Here is a 17,661-nt window from a genome sequence, read left to right as displayed (position 1 = left end):
CGCATCAAGTTGACTTTTTTTTAGCCTCTGAAGGATAATGTAGCCCATATTTTCGTCTTCAAAAAAACAATTGGGGTAAGCAATGGCAGAAACCACCGATAATCAACTAAACATCAAAGAGATGCAAGAATACTCTCAACGCTTTGTCGAAGAGCGCGAATGGGATCAGTATCATACCCCAAAAAACATCGCAATGGGCATCGCAATAGAGGCATCAGAGTTAATGGAAATTTTTCAGTGGCTTACTGAAAATGAATCTTTTGAGGTCATTAATGATCCTAAAAAAAGAGAACAAATCTCAGATGAAATCGGAGATGTTCTCCACTACCTCATTCGCCTATCGACCCTCCTTGATATCGACCTAAATCAAGCCTTTTGGAATAAAATCAAAAAAACTGAGGCAAAATACCCTCCGAAGCTTGTGAAGGGTAAGAATGAGAAATATACGGAATATGAGTCATGAGCACTTGTGAAAAAAAACCTACTTCAAAGCAACTTCCTTATTTTATGGAAGTTAATGGCCAAACACCCCTGTTTTTTAGCCATATTGAAGAGTATTTTTCTCAAGATATTGCCCCCCTTTACGGAGACCAAACTCCAGCATTAAAAAAAATATCTACTGCAAAAGATCGGACAAGTGAAATTCTTATTTCTCCTGAGAACCAAAGCGAACTTGGCATCATCGTCTATAAAAACGCTCTTTCCAGTGAATTTGCCGATATAGATTTCGATAACACTTTCGAAATCAAGACTCTATTTGTCATCAACGCACTAAAAAACTCTGGAAAGAAAATTGCATCTAAACTACTTCGACGCATTGCTCAAAAAGCTGTTGATCTAGGAGCTGAATCGATTTTTGTAACAGTTTCCTCTGCTAAACCAGAGACTCTAGCTTTTTTCCTTAGCCACGGCTTCAGAATAGCCACAGTAAAAAGGAACCTCTACATAGAAGGGCTGGACGAATACTTCTTATTTAACCCTACTCCCCAAAAACTCCTTAGCACAATCACCTTTGAACTACTCGCAAAGCATCTCATCAACACAACAGCTCTCACAAAAAAATTTCCAAGCACATTCAACCCAACCATCATTGAAAAAGCGATTCTAAGTGCTTACCTTAGCGGGTGCTCTCTATCTAGTATTATGAAGGAAACGCAGGCCCGTTTCGGTATTCAACTTGATGCCGCCAACATTCAAGGCGTAATAAACACACTCCAAGGGAACAGCCTCAAATGGCAATCACCCGAACTTTCATCCGAGTATGCCATAGTTTTTATTAACCCGATTTTTTCCCAAAAGGATGATCAGGATGAAATCGGCCACCTCTTAGTCGGGATTTCTCCCCAAGGGAAAAGACATATCTTAGCAAGTTGTCCCTTAAACGCTCCAAAGCGTTATTGGTTAAATATTTTTCGAAGACTAAAGGGACAGGGACTCCACAAAATCAATATCATTTGTGGACCACAAAAGATCGAGCTCCCAATGACTTTAAACAGATTGTTCCATGGAGCAAGAATTGGTTACTCAAAGGCCTTGAAAAAGTGGTACCCTGAAAACCTTTCTCCCAAAGCCTTAATTCACGAACTCTTAGACGAAATGTCCTTTATCAGCGGCATTTCAGCAGAAGAGCAAGAAAGTCCCACGCAACTTTAGCTTAATTACGCATCATTGACATTAACAATATCTATTTCGGCTAACTCTGATTCGTCTCCTAAATAATGAAGCCCAAACGAGATTGCACCATAGACTTTAATGCCTTCCTTATAACCTGGAAAGCTTCGGTAAATGACTGTCCCTTTGATAACCATCTCTTCTGAAGAGTTTGTGTTCGGATCTATTTGCGGTAACATGTTCACCACTCCTTCAGAAACAAGCATCTTATTGAAGGAATCATAACGACCTATACTTGTGACCCTACAGATAGCTCTACCACCTTCTGAATCAGAGAAATAGACTAAATCACCTTCTTTCATTGCCGAAAAGTCAGGAACATTTAATCGCCCCTCAACAATTTTCTTTCCATCAATAATAAAATCTAAGTACTGTTTCTCAATACTTAAGTGGTAAATGGTTTTTTGATTCGATTGTGTTATCTGCTTAACTTCAGGGCGAAAAGAGGAAGTGTCAGCTGAAGAAGGACCACAAGCAATAAGTATTCCAGAGCAAATCAAGAGAAAAAAGACATAAAAATTCTTTTCATGATGTAAGCCAATTTTTCATTCGTTTATTTCAGAAAGGATAAAAAAAACAAAGATACTATTCAACTCTTTTGTTTCTATAAAAAGTTTTTGTGTCCTTCTATTAATTCAGGTAAAAAACAGAGATGGATAATATAAAAAATAATGTTTTCACTGGCCACTCTGAACGTAAGTCCACTGACTACTCCCATCAATGTTAATGTAGATTCGAGTTGTACTGGAATAGCCATCTATTCTTAGATATAAAGAGCCCTTGGGAGCTTCATAAGAAGGCGCTCCTATGCCAGTAAAAAGCAGTACGTGCATCGATGTCATTTCTAGAGCTCCTACTTTCATTGAGTCGTTAATAGAGAGGTCATGTTGCAAGGTAATTTTTGATTTATTTGGAAAAGCACAACCGTTGATATTAAAAACCCCTAAATCATTGCCTGAAATAACCGGATCTTGAGTCCCATCTATAACACATGTATTGAATGAGACCTTTCCTGTTGAGTTCATAGTAATTGCAGGCCCAGTTTCACTTAAAATATGTGTATTGGAAACATTCCCAAAAGAACTTCCTTCAAAAATTATTCGAGAAATAACACTAGAATTACAATTCAACTCAGCATCCAAATCAAGCTGCAATGCACAACCAATACACGAAGCAAGCATATTAACCGGTCCACTAAGAAACATATTTTTTTCAGTCCCTATGCCAAGTCCAGCATTGTAAATAAAAATCTTAGCCCTTCCATATGGATTATAAACTCCTCCATCTTGAGACCATTCTGGAAAGCCCGGATTTACATCCTGTAATTCTAACGCCCCACCTCCAAGGCCATCCCAGTTTGGAAGATAAAATGAATAGCCATCTTGCACATTCAATAACGCATCAATAACAGTAATATGACAAGTTCCAGCCTCCTCGGAAAATAAAATATAATCAAGCCCATTCCACCTTATATTTCTAAGGACAATATGGCCAGATATAGGAGGTGTATGTACTCCGGTTATCTCTACATCACCGAGATCGCCTAGTCCAGAAGCGCCAACTAAGTTCACGCCACTATATAAGCTTAAGTCTTCGAAATAACTACCGTTTTTAATCCAAACAGTGGCATTTCCTCCAACCTCTACAGCTGCATTAATAGCAGCTTGAATAGAAGAAAAGTTACCTGACCCATCTAAAGCAACTAAAAACTCTGAAATTGAAAGCTCTTTTGAATTTTCACCAATAAGCAGTCCTCTAAAAAGAAAGACTAAAGAAACGATAAAGAAAATTCTCAAATCTATATACTTTTTTTCCATGAATCATTCCTCTTAAATGTAGGAATTATCAGAACTCACTCCAAAAAAGTAAAATAAAAAAGATTAGAGAAACATTTCATAGCAGGTGAGTTTCTTCACTTGCTCTCAAGTACACACCTAAACGTCCAACCAGGCCGCTTGCTTTGGGTGAAATGTCATCCAAATGATTAGCTGAAATGACCGTTAAAAATTTTGCATATTCAAAAACTGAGCACTTATCTAGGGCTTGAATATAGTCATCATACTTCCATTTAAGTTTCATATCACCTCTTGCATCTTCATCTTTAAGCCATACGACATAGTGCTCCAATACAATGTCAGCAACAATGAGTACAATTGATGTCGTTAACAAGACAACTGAAGCGGGAGCTGTAGTAAGCATCACTGTTTGCAGCCACCCATTAAAATAATCCTCCGAAATTTGTTTATTTGGTCCCCAAGAAAAACCAGTTGTCAACAAAGTGAATAGTGTTAAGAGGGTTGCCATAACCGGAGCAGTTTTTTGAGCAAGCGTGGCTTGATAATTACAACAAAACAAACCCGAAACTAAACTAAATAAACGGGTTGCGGCATTCGGAATTGCAACACCTGTTATGTATAAATAGGCACCTAGCACAATGGCTGTCATAAACCCATCAAAGAATTTTTGATCCCAAATAAGCTTCCAGCCTGCAAATCCTGTACGACCTATAACTATGTATTGACTGAGGAGAAAAACCAATCCAATTGCAAAAACCACCTTTTCAATTACCTGGTAAACACAACTTGGCCGAGGAATCACTTCAACCTTTCTCTCAAGCATTTCCTTTGTGTACTTCCCAGGTCTATCATCACTTTCGACAACAATACCCTCTAAGCGTTCTCGAAAACTCCTTCTAGACCCAGTAGAGATTAAACAAAGTTCAGATTGAGCACGCATGAGACCATTAATATGGTCCTGCTTCACTTCTAGTGATTTCTTTTTCTAGGTTTGAATAAGTCCTTTGTTTAGCTAACTTGTTTAACCCACACCACGTCGAGTAAACAGGAAACCAAGGATCCGAAACCATAACTGCTATCGGCATTAAGATGTTATTGTTGTTATAGACATAGACCAAATAGGCTAAGCTAAACTGCGCAAACAAACCCAGTACAAATGAGCCAACCCCAATAGCAACTTTTGCCCAATTAGGAAGCTTTGATTTTTCTATTGTTTGCTCTTCTGCATGTTTAGGAGACATTATGTCTCGAATCATATTCAATGCACACCAAGAAATGATTATCGAAAAAGCCGTAACGTTTCCGTAAGCAAGTAATCCAGCGAGAGCCGCATTTGATCCTGCTGCGTCCACACTAAGTGCTATAAAAGAGAGCTTTGCAACACATGCTAATATAGGCGCAACGATTTGAGCCACTCTTCTTGCTATCAAATGGCGGCACGTTTCCTCTGGTTGCACCTCGTCAACAATAACTTTTTCGACATACGTCGATAACGCACTTCCTAAAATGAGATATTCTGCATCATGGACCATCGTATTCAACGACGAATCTTCGTGGAGATGATCTGTTTCTAAGTGGGAACGCATAGACATAAACTAACCCTTACAAGAAATTTTAGAGAAGATTTTACCACGCTATAGAATAAAATTAAAAAGAAAACCTTTATATTTTCATCTGTCATAAAAATTACGCAACTTTTTATTGAGTTTATATTCATAAAAATTTATGATTTATCACTTTAAAATAAGACGTTTTACCTCAAACATGAAAAACTTGTTAAAAGAAAAAACTTCATTACTTAGAAAGTTGCCCTTGCTCAGATGGTCTGCCGACTACTTCAATAGTGTGAGTTTTGACAAAACCCTAATAATCTGCGTTCAACATTTATATTCAACTACTTACACCATGTTTAACGAGTTTTTTAATAAGGGTTTAAAACCTCAAAATCTACATATTATAGGGAAATGCTACTCGACAGATCCAAAAGTCTATCAGCAACTAAAAAACGATGGAGTTAATATCTCCTCAATGAGCGCCACATTCGATAGTCATGGAGCATATGATCAAGCGTTTGATCAAAATATTAACGAATTTTTTAACAACATCATCGAAGATCTCGACCTAGCAGACTTCGATAAAATTATTATTTTAGATGATGGCGGATTCTTGATCCAAATAGCTAATGAAAAGCTTTCTCACTCTCTCAACAATGTGATAGGAATTGAACAAACCTCTGCTGGATTTAACAGAGTAAGCAAGCAAAACATTTTCTTTCCGGTGATCAATACAGCTCGTTCTTGGGTAAAAATGAAATATGAAAGTCCAATCATCATTAATTTAGCACTCCGCAAATTGAGCGAAAAAATTGCACATTTGGAACCTAAGCCAAAGAACATTTTGATTATGGGATACGGCACACTTGGCAAAGTGATATTTACAACTCTCAAAGATCAATACAATGTGTCTTATTTTGATATGGATCCTACAAAGAGCATGTTTCCCCTTAAAAACCTAAACAGTAGACTCTCTGAGTTCGACTTAATCATTGGCTCTACAGGTGAAACATCTCTGACAAAAGAAACTTTCAAATACTTAAAGAAACCAGTTGTATTAGCAAGCGTGTCATCATCTGACCGTGAATTTGACTCGGTTTATCTCCGAAAAAACACAGCGCGTACTTTCAACTGTCATTCAGATTTAAACATCAACGGTATCCATCTTCTAAACTGTGGTTTTCCAGTAAATTTCGATTCTGATTACTCAGCAATCGACACAGATAATTTCCAACTTACCAGGTCTCTTATTTTTGGAGCTGTTTGCCAAGCATACCTTACAAACTCATCAACTACAGGGTTTTTAGAGCTCGACAATAGATTTCAGAAAGCCATTGAAGAGAATCTCTGACAAACGAAACTCAGATAATGTGAAAGCCTGCCGCTTTCATCAAAAAGCTTAAGAAAAAACTACTGATTTTATTTACCAGAAGCATTAGCGCTATTGTCAATGGTGTTTACTTCGGACACTAGTTCGTATCAAAAGCTGCATTTGAATTTGTTGCTATAACTCTATCATAAGCGAACGTTTTTGTTTCTGCTAAACAGCCTGACCAATAGATACAAAGATCGAACTTCAAAACGGAAAGTATTTTCAAAATAACAATCCTCATCCTTTTCTCGTATATATCTTTCTTGACTTACAACCTATTGATCAAGTATGTGAAATGATAGTAAAAAAGCTGAAGGAAAAAGAGTTACCATTCAAGTTTCAAACTAGTAACGAAGGAAAGAAAGTTGCCCGCAAGCATTTTGTCTACCTTCGTGGGAATGAATGGTATTAAACTCAGAAATATTTCTTTGGCTGAGGGTGAATGATATTTAGAAATGAAGTTTATTAAGCGTTACAGAACACTAGCTCTTCTTTCAGAAAAACATCATCAAGTACCTGTCGTTACTCAAGAAAAAAGGCACCTTGGAATTATTCTAACATTTGTTGGATGGATGCTCCTCGCATTTTATACAGTTTTCTTTCAAGTTGAAACTCTTCAGCCAAATCAAATTTTCACAAGCTCACTTTCAACACTTTTTATTGAATTTACGATTGCCCACAGCGCGATGTTCGTATTTTTCTTTTTATTTTGCATAATTCGAGGGGTAAAATTCTTAAAACCAAAAGAGCCAAGGCTATTATTTGTGAGGAGTATCACTGCCATAATAAGCCTATGGTGCTATTCGCTTTCGAGAGTTTGGACTAATACGGTTGACAACTCTATGTTGTATAGTACAGATGCTTTTTGGGTGGTAATAATGCTAAGATTACTTGGCATAAAAATCAGAGTCGCGGCTTTAATTGGTATTTTGATTGGGCTAGCTGGAGTGATTTATGTATATAGCTATGATATAAGAACCTTATATGATTTAATTGGCGGAACAATTGGAACTCTATCTGGAGTAACATTAGCTCTCATTACAATTATTACTTGTTATCTTGTAAAACAAGATCCTCCAATAAGAATTGGCTTATACCAATCAATAATAGGAATAGCTTCTTCCTTATTATTAGCCATTATATTTGGCACTATATATGGTTGGAAGTTTCCTGATTACAGATCTACGCTAACTATGATTTTTTCAGGGTTTTTCTTTGCTATGATGTTGTTTTGCATCTGGGAGGCTTTTTTCTATACGGAAACATACATTATTGGAGCTATTAGCTTTTTTCTTCCTGTATTTGTTGAATTTATTAATTGGATCGTCACCAAAGAAACTGTAGCATCAACAACAGTGACTGGCTCTATTATCATAACCATAGGAGGATTAATCGTAATTTTTGATTCATATATCGAAGACTCTAAAAAGATAAAACATTATGCTGACAGCCGTTCGATAGACAAAAGAAAAAGTAATCATTAATTAAAATACATGCAAAAGACACACAAACATTGAGACGAATGCTGGCGAGTTTTTTCCAAATACGCTAAACCATACTCCTAACAGCATTCCAGTGCACTCTGTAAAAGTATGCTCTAGTTCTGGAGCAAGAGTAAAAAATGCCGCTTCTGGTGATGCGATTGGGGCCTTGACACCTGGCCCAAGCTTTCCTGGTTTACCAGAAAATCTTCCTTTAAAATTGTATTGAAAGTTTGAATCAAATGCTAGAGCCCAACGTTTATTGAGATTATATTCTCCAGAGCAAAATATCGATATGTAATGCCCTGGGTATATTTTTCCTTTCGTTCCATATCCCCCTCCATATGCATTAAAACCTTCAACGTGGACCGGAGCTGGAACAAAGTAGCCAGCACTAAATCGCATCTGATATTTATGTTTTTCATTTAGTTTGAATAATTTTTGGAAAGCAAGGTACATCCCTGTTTGATACGAACCAAGTCCTGTCAAATCCGTTTCATTTTTTGAAGGGTTAAGATTCTGATATTTTCCTGTTGGGAACACTTCCTGTATGATGATTCTAAAATCAGGAATCCATGTACCTGGAACTTCATTACAAACTTGAAAGCCCACGCGAAGCGTTGTATCTTGCAAATGAACAGCACTGGCACCTTGTCGGAAATTAGCCGCCCATGAAGCGATAATTTCCATTCCCAGTATCGAGCTAATCCCTAGTTGTGCATCATAGTAATTAAATACTGACCAGAGATCTGGAACATTTTTGATACTCCAATCAGAATCATAGACTCCATATATATCTTTAAATCCTACAGTAACTTCTAAAGCCGGGTGGCTTTTTTCGGGTGTAATGGCCATTGGAGTAAATAAAGGTCCCGTAAACCATTGTTGAAACGTATCCTGGCATTTCTCAGGTTTTTGCTTCTCAACACAGAAAATTAGTGTCGGAAGAAGAAGGAAAAACAGAAGGGCTTTGTGCACCATTCGAAAACTTAAACATTGTAATCATGCAATTTATAATATCCTATATCATGAGAGCATTTAAATAAATTCGAATAACCCTAGAAGCTGAAAAATCGAACGTAAGGTGACGTAGAGCATCCCTTACATAGGAAGCCTATCTTTGGATTTGTTGCGTAAAAATTTGGGTTGTTCTTTTATCTTCCTACGATCGTTTTGGGAGTACCATTGCATTCATCGATTATCTGTTTTTACTGCGGGATGTCTTGTATGTATAAAGTTTAGTTGGGTTGCTTTTTTCGGTTACTTTGTGTATATTTTGGGCAATTAACCCGGGGTTTTATTATGGCTAATAATGTTTTTTTGGATGGCTCGAAGAGCCCTTTCGCTTCCTATCAGAAGGATCACGATCGCCGTAAGGTCGCTCCTGATAAACTCGAGTCTCAGCTCGATCAGGTTTTTAAGAAAAGACGGGAAGCCCCCATCAGCCAAGATGTCATTGACGCTGTCGTCAGGGGTACGTCTCATGATCTGTTCTCTGGCTTTTCTCCTGAGGAGAAAGTCTAGATCTTTTAAGATAAGATAGTTATGAAATAGTAACTTATTTTGTTTTCTCCTGTTTGATATTGATATTAAATATTTTATTATGTTATAATATTTATATTAGTTAGGATCGGGGAAAGAATAATGAGTACTTCTGTATTAGATTCAAGTGGGTTCAAAGCTATCAAAGCTGCAAATCCGTCAAAAACAAATTATACATCAGAAAAACATCGTGCTAGCAATGAGAAAGGGATTTCTTTAGCTGCCAAGGACGTGATTTCCTATTTACAGGACGTTGAGAATGACGTTGTGGGAGATATTGGCGTTTTTGTTGAAAAGGTAAGGCTGATCGATGGCCAGTTTCAGGAAGCGAAATTGGGAACACCGTTTGCCACGGATTTGGCGGGGTTAGGGCTGCTATTGGGCTTGAGAGAAAAGTTAGGCGGCGACTATGCAACGCTGATTAAGGATCCATTTATATTGGAGTTGAAAGGGCTGAGTGAGGCCAAGGTCATTGGGGGTCAAGCTGCTGTTGCTGGGAAACTCTACCGGTTTATGGGGAATGTTTTGATTCCTGCACTGAAAAATGCGTCGACTGCTGAAGAGGTTGCTGTATTGGAGCAGTTTGTCGATCAATCTATGGCTCTTTATGAGAAGCTGAAGACTGTTGATACAAAAGGAGCTTTGAAGGGGCGTCAACAGGAAATGATTCATGTTTACAATGCGAAGCTTTTGAAAACTGGAAAGTTGTTTGCATTTATTTCCGGGTTTAAAGATGGAATGCTTACGAATTTGGACAAGGAGGAAAAAAGGACTGTTGTTGCGGGTAGTCTCAAGACTTTTGTGACTGATTTTTTAGAGGCGTGTGAGACGTCGGAGCTATCAACTGAGGAAAAAGTTAAGATTTACGATGGACTTGTTGCGATTGAAAGTGCTTTTGGGAACGTTGGACATCAAAAGGATGTGAGTCCCTTTATTGAGCAGTTGAATGAGGCTTTTGGAATTCCTGAGGGAATGCGCAGTTCTTATCCAATTGCGATTGCAAATGTGGGCAGCGGAGATAAGAGAAAGGCTGTTCAAGATTTACACCTTTTTCAGCATGTTGTTTTGATTCCTTATTTAAGTGAGGTTTCTTCTGATGCTCAGCTTAGAAATGCTTTAAAGTTGGTCGCTCTATGTGAGAAAACCTCTTTATCTCTTGAATCGGTTGATACGAGGCATGCTTTAAAGAATCAAAGAGAGAAAATTAAGGGCATTGTCGATGTTAAAAAGGTGGTTTTAAATTCTGTTTTTCAGGGAATTTTAACTGCAAATCCTGAGAGCGTTGGAAATCTTAAAAGCAAGGAATACCGAGAAAAGGCTGTGAGGATGTTAACGACTCTTGCTAAGCACGTCAAAGCAGTTGAAAACCATCCCCTTTTTACGAAAGAGTTAAAAACGCAGTTTGTAGCGGGAATGAAAATGATGCAGCGTGAGTTTGCGTTGGCTGGTCATGGAAAAGAATTGGAGCCGGTCATGGCTCTTTTAGAAATCCCCGTTGAAGAGAAAAAGAAGGTGTCTTCGAGCTTTTCAAAAGCTCTTGCGAGATTTTCTTCGACTGAAGAGGTTGTTGAAAGTTCTAAGTTGGAAAGTCGCGCAAGCGTTAAAAAAGCTGAGTCGCTTGAAGAGCGTAAGGTGCGCGCTTTTGGCACCATCCAGAAGCTTCTATCTAGACTTGATCCTGCTTCTGTGAGTTTTAAATCAGATGTGAGTGACATTTTAAGAGAAATTGAATTCGTGAAGAAGAAGTATCCTGGTGAGACGACGATGGATTTTGTCTTTTTGGAAAATGCGATGGGTATTCTTCAAAAACCAGAAGAACTTTTAGCTGTCACAAGTGAAGAAACTTTATTGATGCAGAAAGTTGCAGAGAAGCATGGCGTGGAGCTCTCTGATGTCAAAGGCTATAAGGCAAAGACAGAGGCGCGTTCGATTCGGGAAGCACAAGTGAGGTTGATTAAGGGCTTGAGGAAGCGATCAAACTCTCTTGAAGAGTTAAACGGTCTTGCTAAAAGCGCAACAAATAACATTGCAGATAAGACGATGCAAAAACGGTTTAAAATATTTGTCACGATGCATCCATTGAAGCCACCTTTGAGCAAACACTTTGTGTCACATTTTCCACGCATTGTTCATATGCTTAAAGATTATTCCGAAATGATCGCTCTTAAGGAATCGAGTGAAACGTGGACAATGATCAAAAAAGTGTATGATGGATCGACTGGGGGCCTTTTTTCGAAATTGGTCGAAGGAACGTATTCATACATCAATCCTGAGTCGATTTTTCCTAGAGTTCTCGAGTGGTCACAGGAGTTGTTTATCAATCAAATTAACTTCCAGTCTGTAGATGGCGCCTCTAACATCGACTTTGAGGAATATATGGGGCGGATCGTTAAAACGATTGGAAAACGTCCTAATGACTACTTTGAAAGCTGGTACAGAAGCTCTTTTGCTGATAAGCATGTTTGGCTCGTTAAAAACCTTCCATACATCAAAACCCCCTACAACCAGGGTGACGAAAAGGACACGAATTTGGGCAATGGGGTGTGCATGAGCAACTCAGTGAATCGTCTTGGGATTCTTGCGGTAAATCCAGATGCACCCATTGAAGAAATTACAATGGGCAGCACAAGCAAGAGCCGGATGAATCAAGCAAGAGTGAAGCGTTGGTACATTGCTGCGGATAAAGGAGAAATTTCATACTCTGTTGCACGACAAAAACTTTTTGAGCAGTCTGGTGAATTTGGAATCAAAAAAACAAATGAAATCCACCTCGTCAACCCAAGTTCTAATATTCATCAGAATTTGGTGAATCAAATGGCGATTCATGGAAAAGGTGGACAGACTTCGTTTCTCGTGATCATGTATTCAACAAAGCCTCGAGCAGGACATGCTGTGAACGTGCATTTCGATCCAGCAAAGAAAATCTACCGTTTGATGGATGATAACGTTGGACTGCTAGAGTATCCTGATGAAGCCTCTTTTAAACGGGAGCTTGGGGAGTACTTCAAGTTGCAGTATTCGACTTACAATTCATTCTATTTGGTGGATTTTGCTAAGAGCTAGCCGTCAACAAGAGTAACTTGTTTTATTATTGAATGTTAACAACTTATGAAGTAAAAAATAATAGTTTATTAAAATTATTTTTATAATTATATATATAAAAGATGGGATTTGTGCTCTATCTCACATATATCTAACTCAGAGGCTTAAGTGTTTTATTTGCAGTTAGATAGAATTTGTGTTTTAAGAGCTCAAAGTACTTTGAGTTAAGCTGAATTTTTAAGCGGCTCAACTTAAATCATTTAAGAAGGTAACGGGGAGAATACTATGGCTGCGGTTAGCCGTCCAAATGACTCAATGCAAAAGTTTTTTCATCAAGTAAGTCACTACAAGGAAAAAAGTAGTGGGCTATCTGATCGACAAGTCAGTTCTCAAGCTGGAACAACTTCTCTTTTATCTTCGAATCCTAATCTTGCAGGCGATGATCTTGTACTTATGATTCAGCAAAGCAATCCTAGCACAAAAACTTTTCGATCGTTTCTAGAAAGCAAATCTTTTGAAGAGCTTCGGTCTTTTAACAGAGGTTTAAAACAATTAGAAAAAGATGTCAGTGGTGGCAATCAAGGGGCTGTTGCTCAAATGAAGCAGGTACTCGTTGAAGTAGGAAGGGCTAAAAAAGAAGTTCCCACCCCAACATCATCGCATTCGAGTTCGTCTGCAGCCGTCATGGAAGGTGGTTTGTCACGAGTAGATATCGATTCTAATCCGATTCAAAGCAGTTCGACAGTGGTACCAGACTGTGAAAAGCGCATCTTAAAAGGGATCATGGCGCTAAACCCTACAAGTCATACATTAGCAGAGGATGCTGAAAAAATTCTTGCTGATTTAAATGAAGCTAAAAAGCAAGGCCTTGTGACTTCTAAGCAAGCTGAGTCCTTAGAGTTTCTTTTAAAACTGATTCAAACAAACTGCGAGAGCTATCCTGGCGGGGAAAAGTTGAGCCTGTTGCAAGATCTCAGGCAAAAGTATCCAGCCCTAGAGCTCGAGGCAGATGATAAGGAAGGCTTAAGCAATTTTTCTGCAAGGCTCATCAAATCGCTCCAAGGGCAAGCTTCAAGTTCCACTCTTGAGCAGCTTTGTGTTGCTTCTGATAGTGCAAAAGCCTCGGTTTCGAAAAAATTGGATGCGTTCTTAGCATCTAAGGCAAAAAGTGTGAGTCCTCAGTTTGCTCAAAACTTCACTCGTTTATTTCAGGCATTTGATAGTTACATTGAAGGAGTGGAAGAGGTTGTCCCAATTTTCACCTCTCAAAAACAAAAAGAATTAAGCACGAAAGTTGGTGGCAAATTTCATGTGATTGAGCAAAAGCTACCTTTTTTCGATATTTGCAAAAAAGACGCGCTTTTTAAACGTGAGCTACAGCTAAAGTTTCGTGAAGGTCTTGACTTGTCGTTATTGAAGAAAGCCTTCTGGTGAATTTCAGCGCTACCTGGGTTCTTATAGCGATCGACAAGATGCCTCTGTTAAAACTGACTATGAAGAAATTTATCATGATTACTTTAGCGATCGCTTTGAGTGGCTGGTGGACAACAAAGATGCGTTTAAACAGATCTATAATCAGAGATTTGATCCACAGCTTGGTGGATGTGCTGCGTGCCATATGATTTCTCTTAATACTGCGAATCAACTGAAGACAAAACCAAAGCTTTCTGGAGAAAACATTGATTTTCGTCTGAGTTCCGACATGCTACGCGAAGTTGCCAGAGAGGATGCTGCAACTACGCTTACTGAGCAACAAGAAATTCTCGAAGGATTTGACCAATTTTTTTCTATCGACATGCGTGCGCAGTTCCCAATCATCTCCAAAAGCCAGCTGAAAACTGAGGTTCCATCAAAAGCAGAAGTGACTGAAAATTTGAGAAGAAGAGGAGCATCTCAAGGCCTGATCAAGCTTACAAATCTAGGCTATCTTGCTGAAAATAGGCAGGACATCTCTTATCGGTTTTTAACAAACTCTATTGCTCAAGCAAAACCTGATGAAGTCTTAATCATTACGATGACTCATGATGGAAGTGGAGAATCTTCTGAAAGCCATGATATTGTTGCTCAGGTAGACAAGCAATCAAAGGTTTTTCGACTAGTTGATCCTAACATAGGTGTTTTAGAGTATTCTTCTCCCAAGGCTTTTGATATGCAAGCAGGTTCATTACTGCAGCAGTTTTATGGGGACCGCTTTAATACCTATATCGTGAGCGCGTATTAGGCAAATTCTAGTTGCATGCATTCACGCGGGTAGATATAATTTTGCCTCTTTGGAGGCAAAAAACAATATATACCCGTGGATATTCAAGTTCCTTGTAGCCAGTTACATTTAACGAAGTTTGCTCATGTCCGATCGTACCCTGCAGATCTTGAGGATTCGATTCAAAAAATTTCTAACCATTTTCCCCATCTCTTAGAAGAAATTTCTCAAAAAGTCGGAGAGGCTATCAAAATTATTCTCGTTGTTGATTTGCCAGTTGATCCAGCAAAGGGAGTGATGATTTCTAGTCTACAAGAGCGAGACGTGACAGTTGTAGACGCCGGGACGGGATATGTCAGTTTAGAAGACTTATCAATGCAAAACATTCTCATTGGTCAGGAAACAAGTCCTGCTTATTGGAGCTGGGAGAAAAGGGTGGTTTTTATTGCTCAATTTGAGGGTTACGGAAAGTACGATTTATTGTCCCAAAGTGACCACCAAGTTCTCAATCTTCTTTTTGAAATGCATAATGCCCTCCAAACTCCAGAGGTTCTTAAGCTAAATGAAAAAGGAAGAGAGTTGGGACGGGAGAAATATGTACGTGCGTGTGAGGATGTTGAGCTTAGTTCCGTCATCAAAACAAGTGATTGTTTAGAAAAAATGATTCATCAAAAGAAGTTCCATTCAGGAATGAATTTTTTCAAGACACTGTATCGAGACTCTGAATTAAACTATCTTTTTCAGCAACTGAGCGGTCACTCTTTTGCGATTGCACGAGATTATGACAAGCGATTCCCCTGCCCTTCTGCTGCCCCTTACCAAGGAACATGGGCAACACCTTTCAATAGAGAAAACCAGGACCATGTGCGCGTTTGTGAGCAGCTTCGAGCTATTTTAAAAGGGCATATGAGAGCTGTTTCATTAGGCGATGAGACGCAGCTAAAACAAGCGATAGAAGAAACAGCAAATGCATTTGATTTCGAAGATGAGCTAATTGAGATGGTACAAGTCAACCTGAAGCACTTTCAAAAGAAGTATGGGGAATATGTCGAAAGAGAAAAACCAGCTAGAGTTATCAATATTCCTTGCCTGACTTTTTGAGCTAGGCGATAAGATTTAGTCGTAAATGGGGCTTCCAGGTGTGATATTTAACAGAAACTCTTCCATAGGAATCACGGGAAATCCCCTATCATTTTCTCGCCTTTTTCCAGGAATGACAAAAAAGCACTTCCCCTCAGGATACTCTTCTTGGAATGTTTTGATTTTGCTACCGTAGTTGTCATTTTCCATCGAAAAATGCTATTTGCGGTAGCATTTTTCGAGTCTTTTAGTTAAGTAGTTCATTTTTAGAAAGATATAGAGCTTTATAAAGAGCTTCCCCTTCAAGAAGACCTCAAATGTCATTTTAAGGGTAAAAATTGACCCTCTAAAACCATACCTCTAAAATGACATTTGTCAATTTAAGGGTAGAAATATAAGCCATGAAATTATACCCTTAAAATGGAAAAAGCTAATTTAAGGGTATTTTCATGGGAAGAATATTTTATGGAAGAGAAAAAGAACTCAGATTGCTGAGGGATAGAATGACAAAGAGATCTGCTAGCTTCGTAGCAATACGGGGTAGGCGTCGCATTGGAAAAAGCCGATTAATAGCAGAATTTTCGAAGGATTTTTCTAAAAAATATTTCTTCACTGGTTTACCTCCTTCTGAAAAAAAAGCTGCTCAAAGTCAACGAGATGAATTTATAAGGCAAATGAAAAAGCAAGAGCTTCCTGGAATGGGGGCTGATGACTGGGGAGATATCTTTTGGGGGTTAGGAAAAGCATGTGAAAAAGGGCCGGTCTTAATTGTTTTGGATGAAATTGCTTGGATGGGATCAAAAGATCAAGAATTTCTAGGAAAATTAAAAGTTGCTTGGGATCAATACTTGGAAGTCAACCCACAACTTGTCTTAGTAGTTGCTAGCTCTGTATCTAGTTGGATTGATAAAAACATTCTGAAAAGTACAGGTTTCTTCGGTCGTGTAGATCTGACACTCACTCTAAAAGAACTCCCCTTAAGGGATTGTGTAAAGTTTTGGGGGAGACGTAGTAAATCTGTATCAACATACGAAAAATTTAAAATTTTGGGAGTAACTGGGGGTGTTCCGAAATATCTTGATGCAATAGATCCGAAAAAAACAGCTGAAGAAAATATTCAAGAGCTTTGTTTTGCCGATTCAGGGCTTTTATTCAATGAGTTTGATAGGATTTTTCACGACCTGTTCTCAAGAAGAGGGCGAATATATAAAAAAATCGTGCAGTTATTAGCTGACAAGCATTCGCTTAATCAAGACGAGATTTGTAAAGGAATAAACAGGCAACGAGGAAGAGCTATTTCCGAATACTTGAATGATTTAGTCACAGCAGGATTCTTAAGTGATGACCATACATGGAGTCTAAAAACTCAAAAAATAAGCAAACTAAGAAGATATAGATTAAGTGACAACTACCTCCGCTTTTACTTAAAATTCATCGAATCTAAGAAGAGAGATATTATGCAAGGAAAGTACGAGGAAGGGTCTTTATTTTCTCATGTGAATTGGGAGGCTATCATGGGCCTTCAATTTGAAAACCTTGTGGCTCATAATAGAGAGGAACTCTTGGACGTTTTAAAGATTCAAAAAGCAGATTGCCTTCGTGATGGTCCCTATTTTCAGACAAGCACTAAAAGAAAAAAGGGATGCCAAATTGACTATTTGATTCAAGCTAAGGGGGCTATATATATATGCGAAATCAAATTCTCTAAGAATCCTATTGGAAGAGAAGTCATAGAAGAAATGCAGAAAAAAGTTGAAGCTTTAACCATTCCTAAATATGTCTCGTTCCGCCCCATTCTCATATACGTTGGGGAGCTTAGGCCTGAAGTCAAAGAGGCAGATTATTTTGACAAAATCATTGATTGGGAAGAGTTGATCTGTAAACAAACGACTTAGATAGTGCCCTCATTCTGGGGAGATTCTGT

Annotated in this window: 16 protein-coding genes; 10 read left to right on the top strand and 6 right to left on the bottom strand. The window is 38.4% G+C overall.

Annotated features, from left to right (window positions below):
* Positions 1–82 precede the first annotated feature (82 nt).
* Both ACOOFG_RS00560 and ACOOFG_RS00555 read left to right on the top strand, forming a co-directional pair.
* A complete protein-coding gene (locus ACOOFG_RS00560; protein WP_420421698.1) occupies positions 83–463 on the top strand; it encodes a nucleotide pyrophosphohydrolase in 381 nt (126 codons plus the stop codon).
* A complete protein-coding gene (locus tag ACOOFG_RS00555) occupies positions 460–1,653 on the top strand; it encodes a transposase (protein WP_420421697.1) in 1,194 nt (397 codons plus the stop codon). The genes ACOOFG_RS00560 and ACOOFG_RS00555 overlap by 4 nt, the downstream gene beginning before the upstream one ends.
* 5 nt (positions 1,654–1,658) lie before the next feature.
* Here ACOOFG_RS00555 and ACOOFG_RS00550 read toward each other — a convergent pair whose 3' ends face one another.
* The 4 genes from ACOOFG_RS00550 to ACOOFG_RS00535 all read right to left on the bottom strand — a co-directional run bounded on the left by ACOOFG_RS00550 (position 1,659) and on the right by ACOOFG_RS00535 (position 5,059).
* The gene (locus ACOOFG_RS00550; protein ID WP_420421696.1) at positions 1,659–2,171 is read right to left on the bottom strand and encodes an ASCH domain-containing protein; all 513 of its coding nucleotides are present in this window, start codon (positions 2,169–2,171) and stop codon (positions 1,659–1,661) included.
* 177 nt (positions 2,172–2,348) lie between these two features.
* A complete protein-coding gene (locus ACOOFG_RS00545; RefSeq protein WP_420421695.1) occupies positions 2,349–3,488 on the bottom strand; it encodes a hypothetical protein in 1,140 nt (379 codons plus the stop codon).
* A gap of 76 nt (positions 3,489–3,564) precedes the next feature.
* Positions 3,565–4,407 (bottom strand): hypothetical protein, encoded by an 843-nt coding sequence (locus ACOOFG_RS00540; RefSeq protein ID WP_420421694.1) that lies wholly within the window; start codon positions 4,405–4,407, stop codon positions 3,565–3,567.
* Positions 4,408–4,414: 7 nt separating this feature from the next.
* The gene (locus ACOOFG_RS00535; RefSeq protein ID WP_420421693.1) at positions 4,415–5,059 is read right to left on the bottom strand and encodes a hypothetical protein; all 645 of its coding nucleotides are present in this window, start codon (positions 5,057–5,059) and stop codon (positions 4,415–4,417) included.
* 181 nt (positions 5,060–5,240) lie between these two features.
* On the opposite strand from ACOOFG_RS00535, the gene ACOOFG_RS00530 reads away from it, so the two are divergent.
* Both ACOOFG_RS00530 and ACOOFG_RS00525 read left to right on the top strand, forming a co-directional pair.
* Positions 5,241–6,371, top strand: a complete 1,131-nt coding sequence (locus ACOOFG_RS00530; RefSeq protein WP_420421692.1) for a hypothetical protein — start codon at positions 5,241–5,243, stop codon at positions 6,369–6,371.
* Between the two features lie 476 nt (positions 6,372–6,847).
* Positions 6,848–7,876, top strand: a complete 1,029-nt coding sequence (locus tag ACOOFG_RS00525) for a DMT family transporter (protein ID WP_420421691.1) — start codon at positions 6,848–6,850, stop codon at positions 7,874–7,876.
* Here the strand turns inward: ACOOFG_RS00525 and ACOOFG_RS00520 are convergent, their stop codons facing one another.
* Positions 7,877–8,854 (bottom strand): hypothetical protein, encoded by a 978-nt coding sequence (locus ACOOFG_RS00520; protein WP_420421690.1) that lies wholly within the window; start codon positions 8,852–8,854, stop codon positions 7,877–7,879.
* 321 nt (positions 8,855–9,175) lie between these two features.
* Here ACOOFG_RS00520 and ACOOFG_RS00515 point away from each other — a divergent pair, with 321 nt between their 5' ends.
* The 5 genes from ACOOFG_RS00515 (at position 9,176) to ACOOFG_RS00495 (ending at position 15,758) form a co-directional block, all read left to right on the top strand.
* Complete coding sequence (locus ACOOFG_RS00515) at positions 9,176–9,397, top strand: hypothetical protein (protein WP_420421689.1); 222 nt, start codon at positions 9,176–9,178, stop codon at positions 9,395–9,397.
* Between the two features lie 120 nt (positions 9,398–9,517).
* The gene (locus ACOOFG_RS00510) at positions 9,518–12,478 is read left to right on the top strand and encodes a hypothetical protein (protein ID WP_420421688.1); all 2,961 of its coding nucleotides are present in this window, start codon (positions 9,518–9,520) and stop codon (positions 12,476–12,478) included.
* Between the two features lie 264 nt (positions 12,479–12,742).
* Positions 12,743–13,891, top strand: coding sequence for a hypothetical protein (locus tag ACOOFG_RS00505; RefSeq protein ID WP_420421687.1), 1,149 nt, complete (start codon positions 12,743–12,745; stop codon positions 13,889–13,891).
* 106 nt (positions 13,892–13,997) lie between these two features.
* On the top strand, positions 13,998–14,678 hold the full coding sequence (locus ACOOFG_RS00500; protein WP_420421686.1) for a hypothetical protein: 681 nt from the start codon (positions 13,998–14,000) through the stop codon (positions 14,676–14,678).
* A gap of 75 nt (positions 14,679–14,753) precedes the next feature.
* Positions 14,754–15,758: a hypothetical protein gene (locus ACOOFG_RS00495; RefSeq protein ID WP_420421685.1), complete on the top strand. Its 1,005-nt coding sequence runs from the start codon at positions 14,754–14,756 to the stop codon at positions 15,756–15,758.
* A gap of 15 nt (positions 15,759–15,773) precedes the next feature.
* Here ACOOFG_RS00495 and ACOOFG_RS00490 read toward each other — a convergent pair whose 3' ends face one another.
* Positions 15,774–15,947 (bottom strand): hypothetical protein, encoded by a 174-nt coding sequence (locus ACOOFG_RS00490; protein WP_420421684.1) that lies wholly within the window; start codon positions 15,945–15,947, stop codon positions 15,774–15,776.
* A 239-nt stretch (positions 15,948–16,186) separates the two neighbouring features.
* Between ACOOFG_RS00490 and ACOOFG_RS00485 the strand changes: the two genes are divergently transcribed.
* The gene (locus ACOOFG_RS00485; protein ID WP_420421683.1) at positions 16,187–17,632 is read left to right on the top strand and encodes an AAA family ATPase; all 1,446 of its coding nucleotides are present in this window, start codon (positions 16,187–16,189) and stop codon (positions 17,630–17,632) included.
* Positions 17,633–17,661: the final 29 nt, after the last annotated feature.

The organism is Simkania sp., from assembly GCF_965215465.1.
GTDB lineage: Bacteria > Chlamydiota > Chlamydiia > Chlamydiales > Simkaniaceae > Simkania.
The sequence above is the reverse complement of the archived record's forward strand: the minus strand, read 5'-3'. Positions and strand labels throughout refer to the sequence as shown.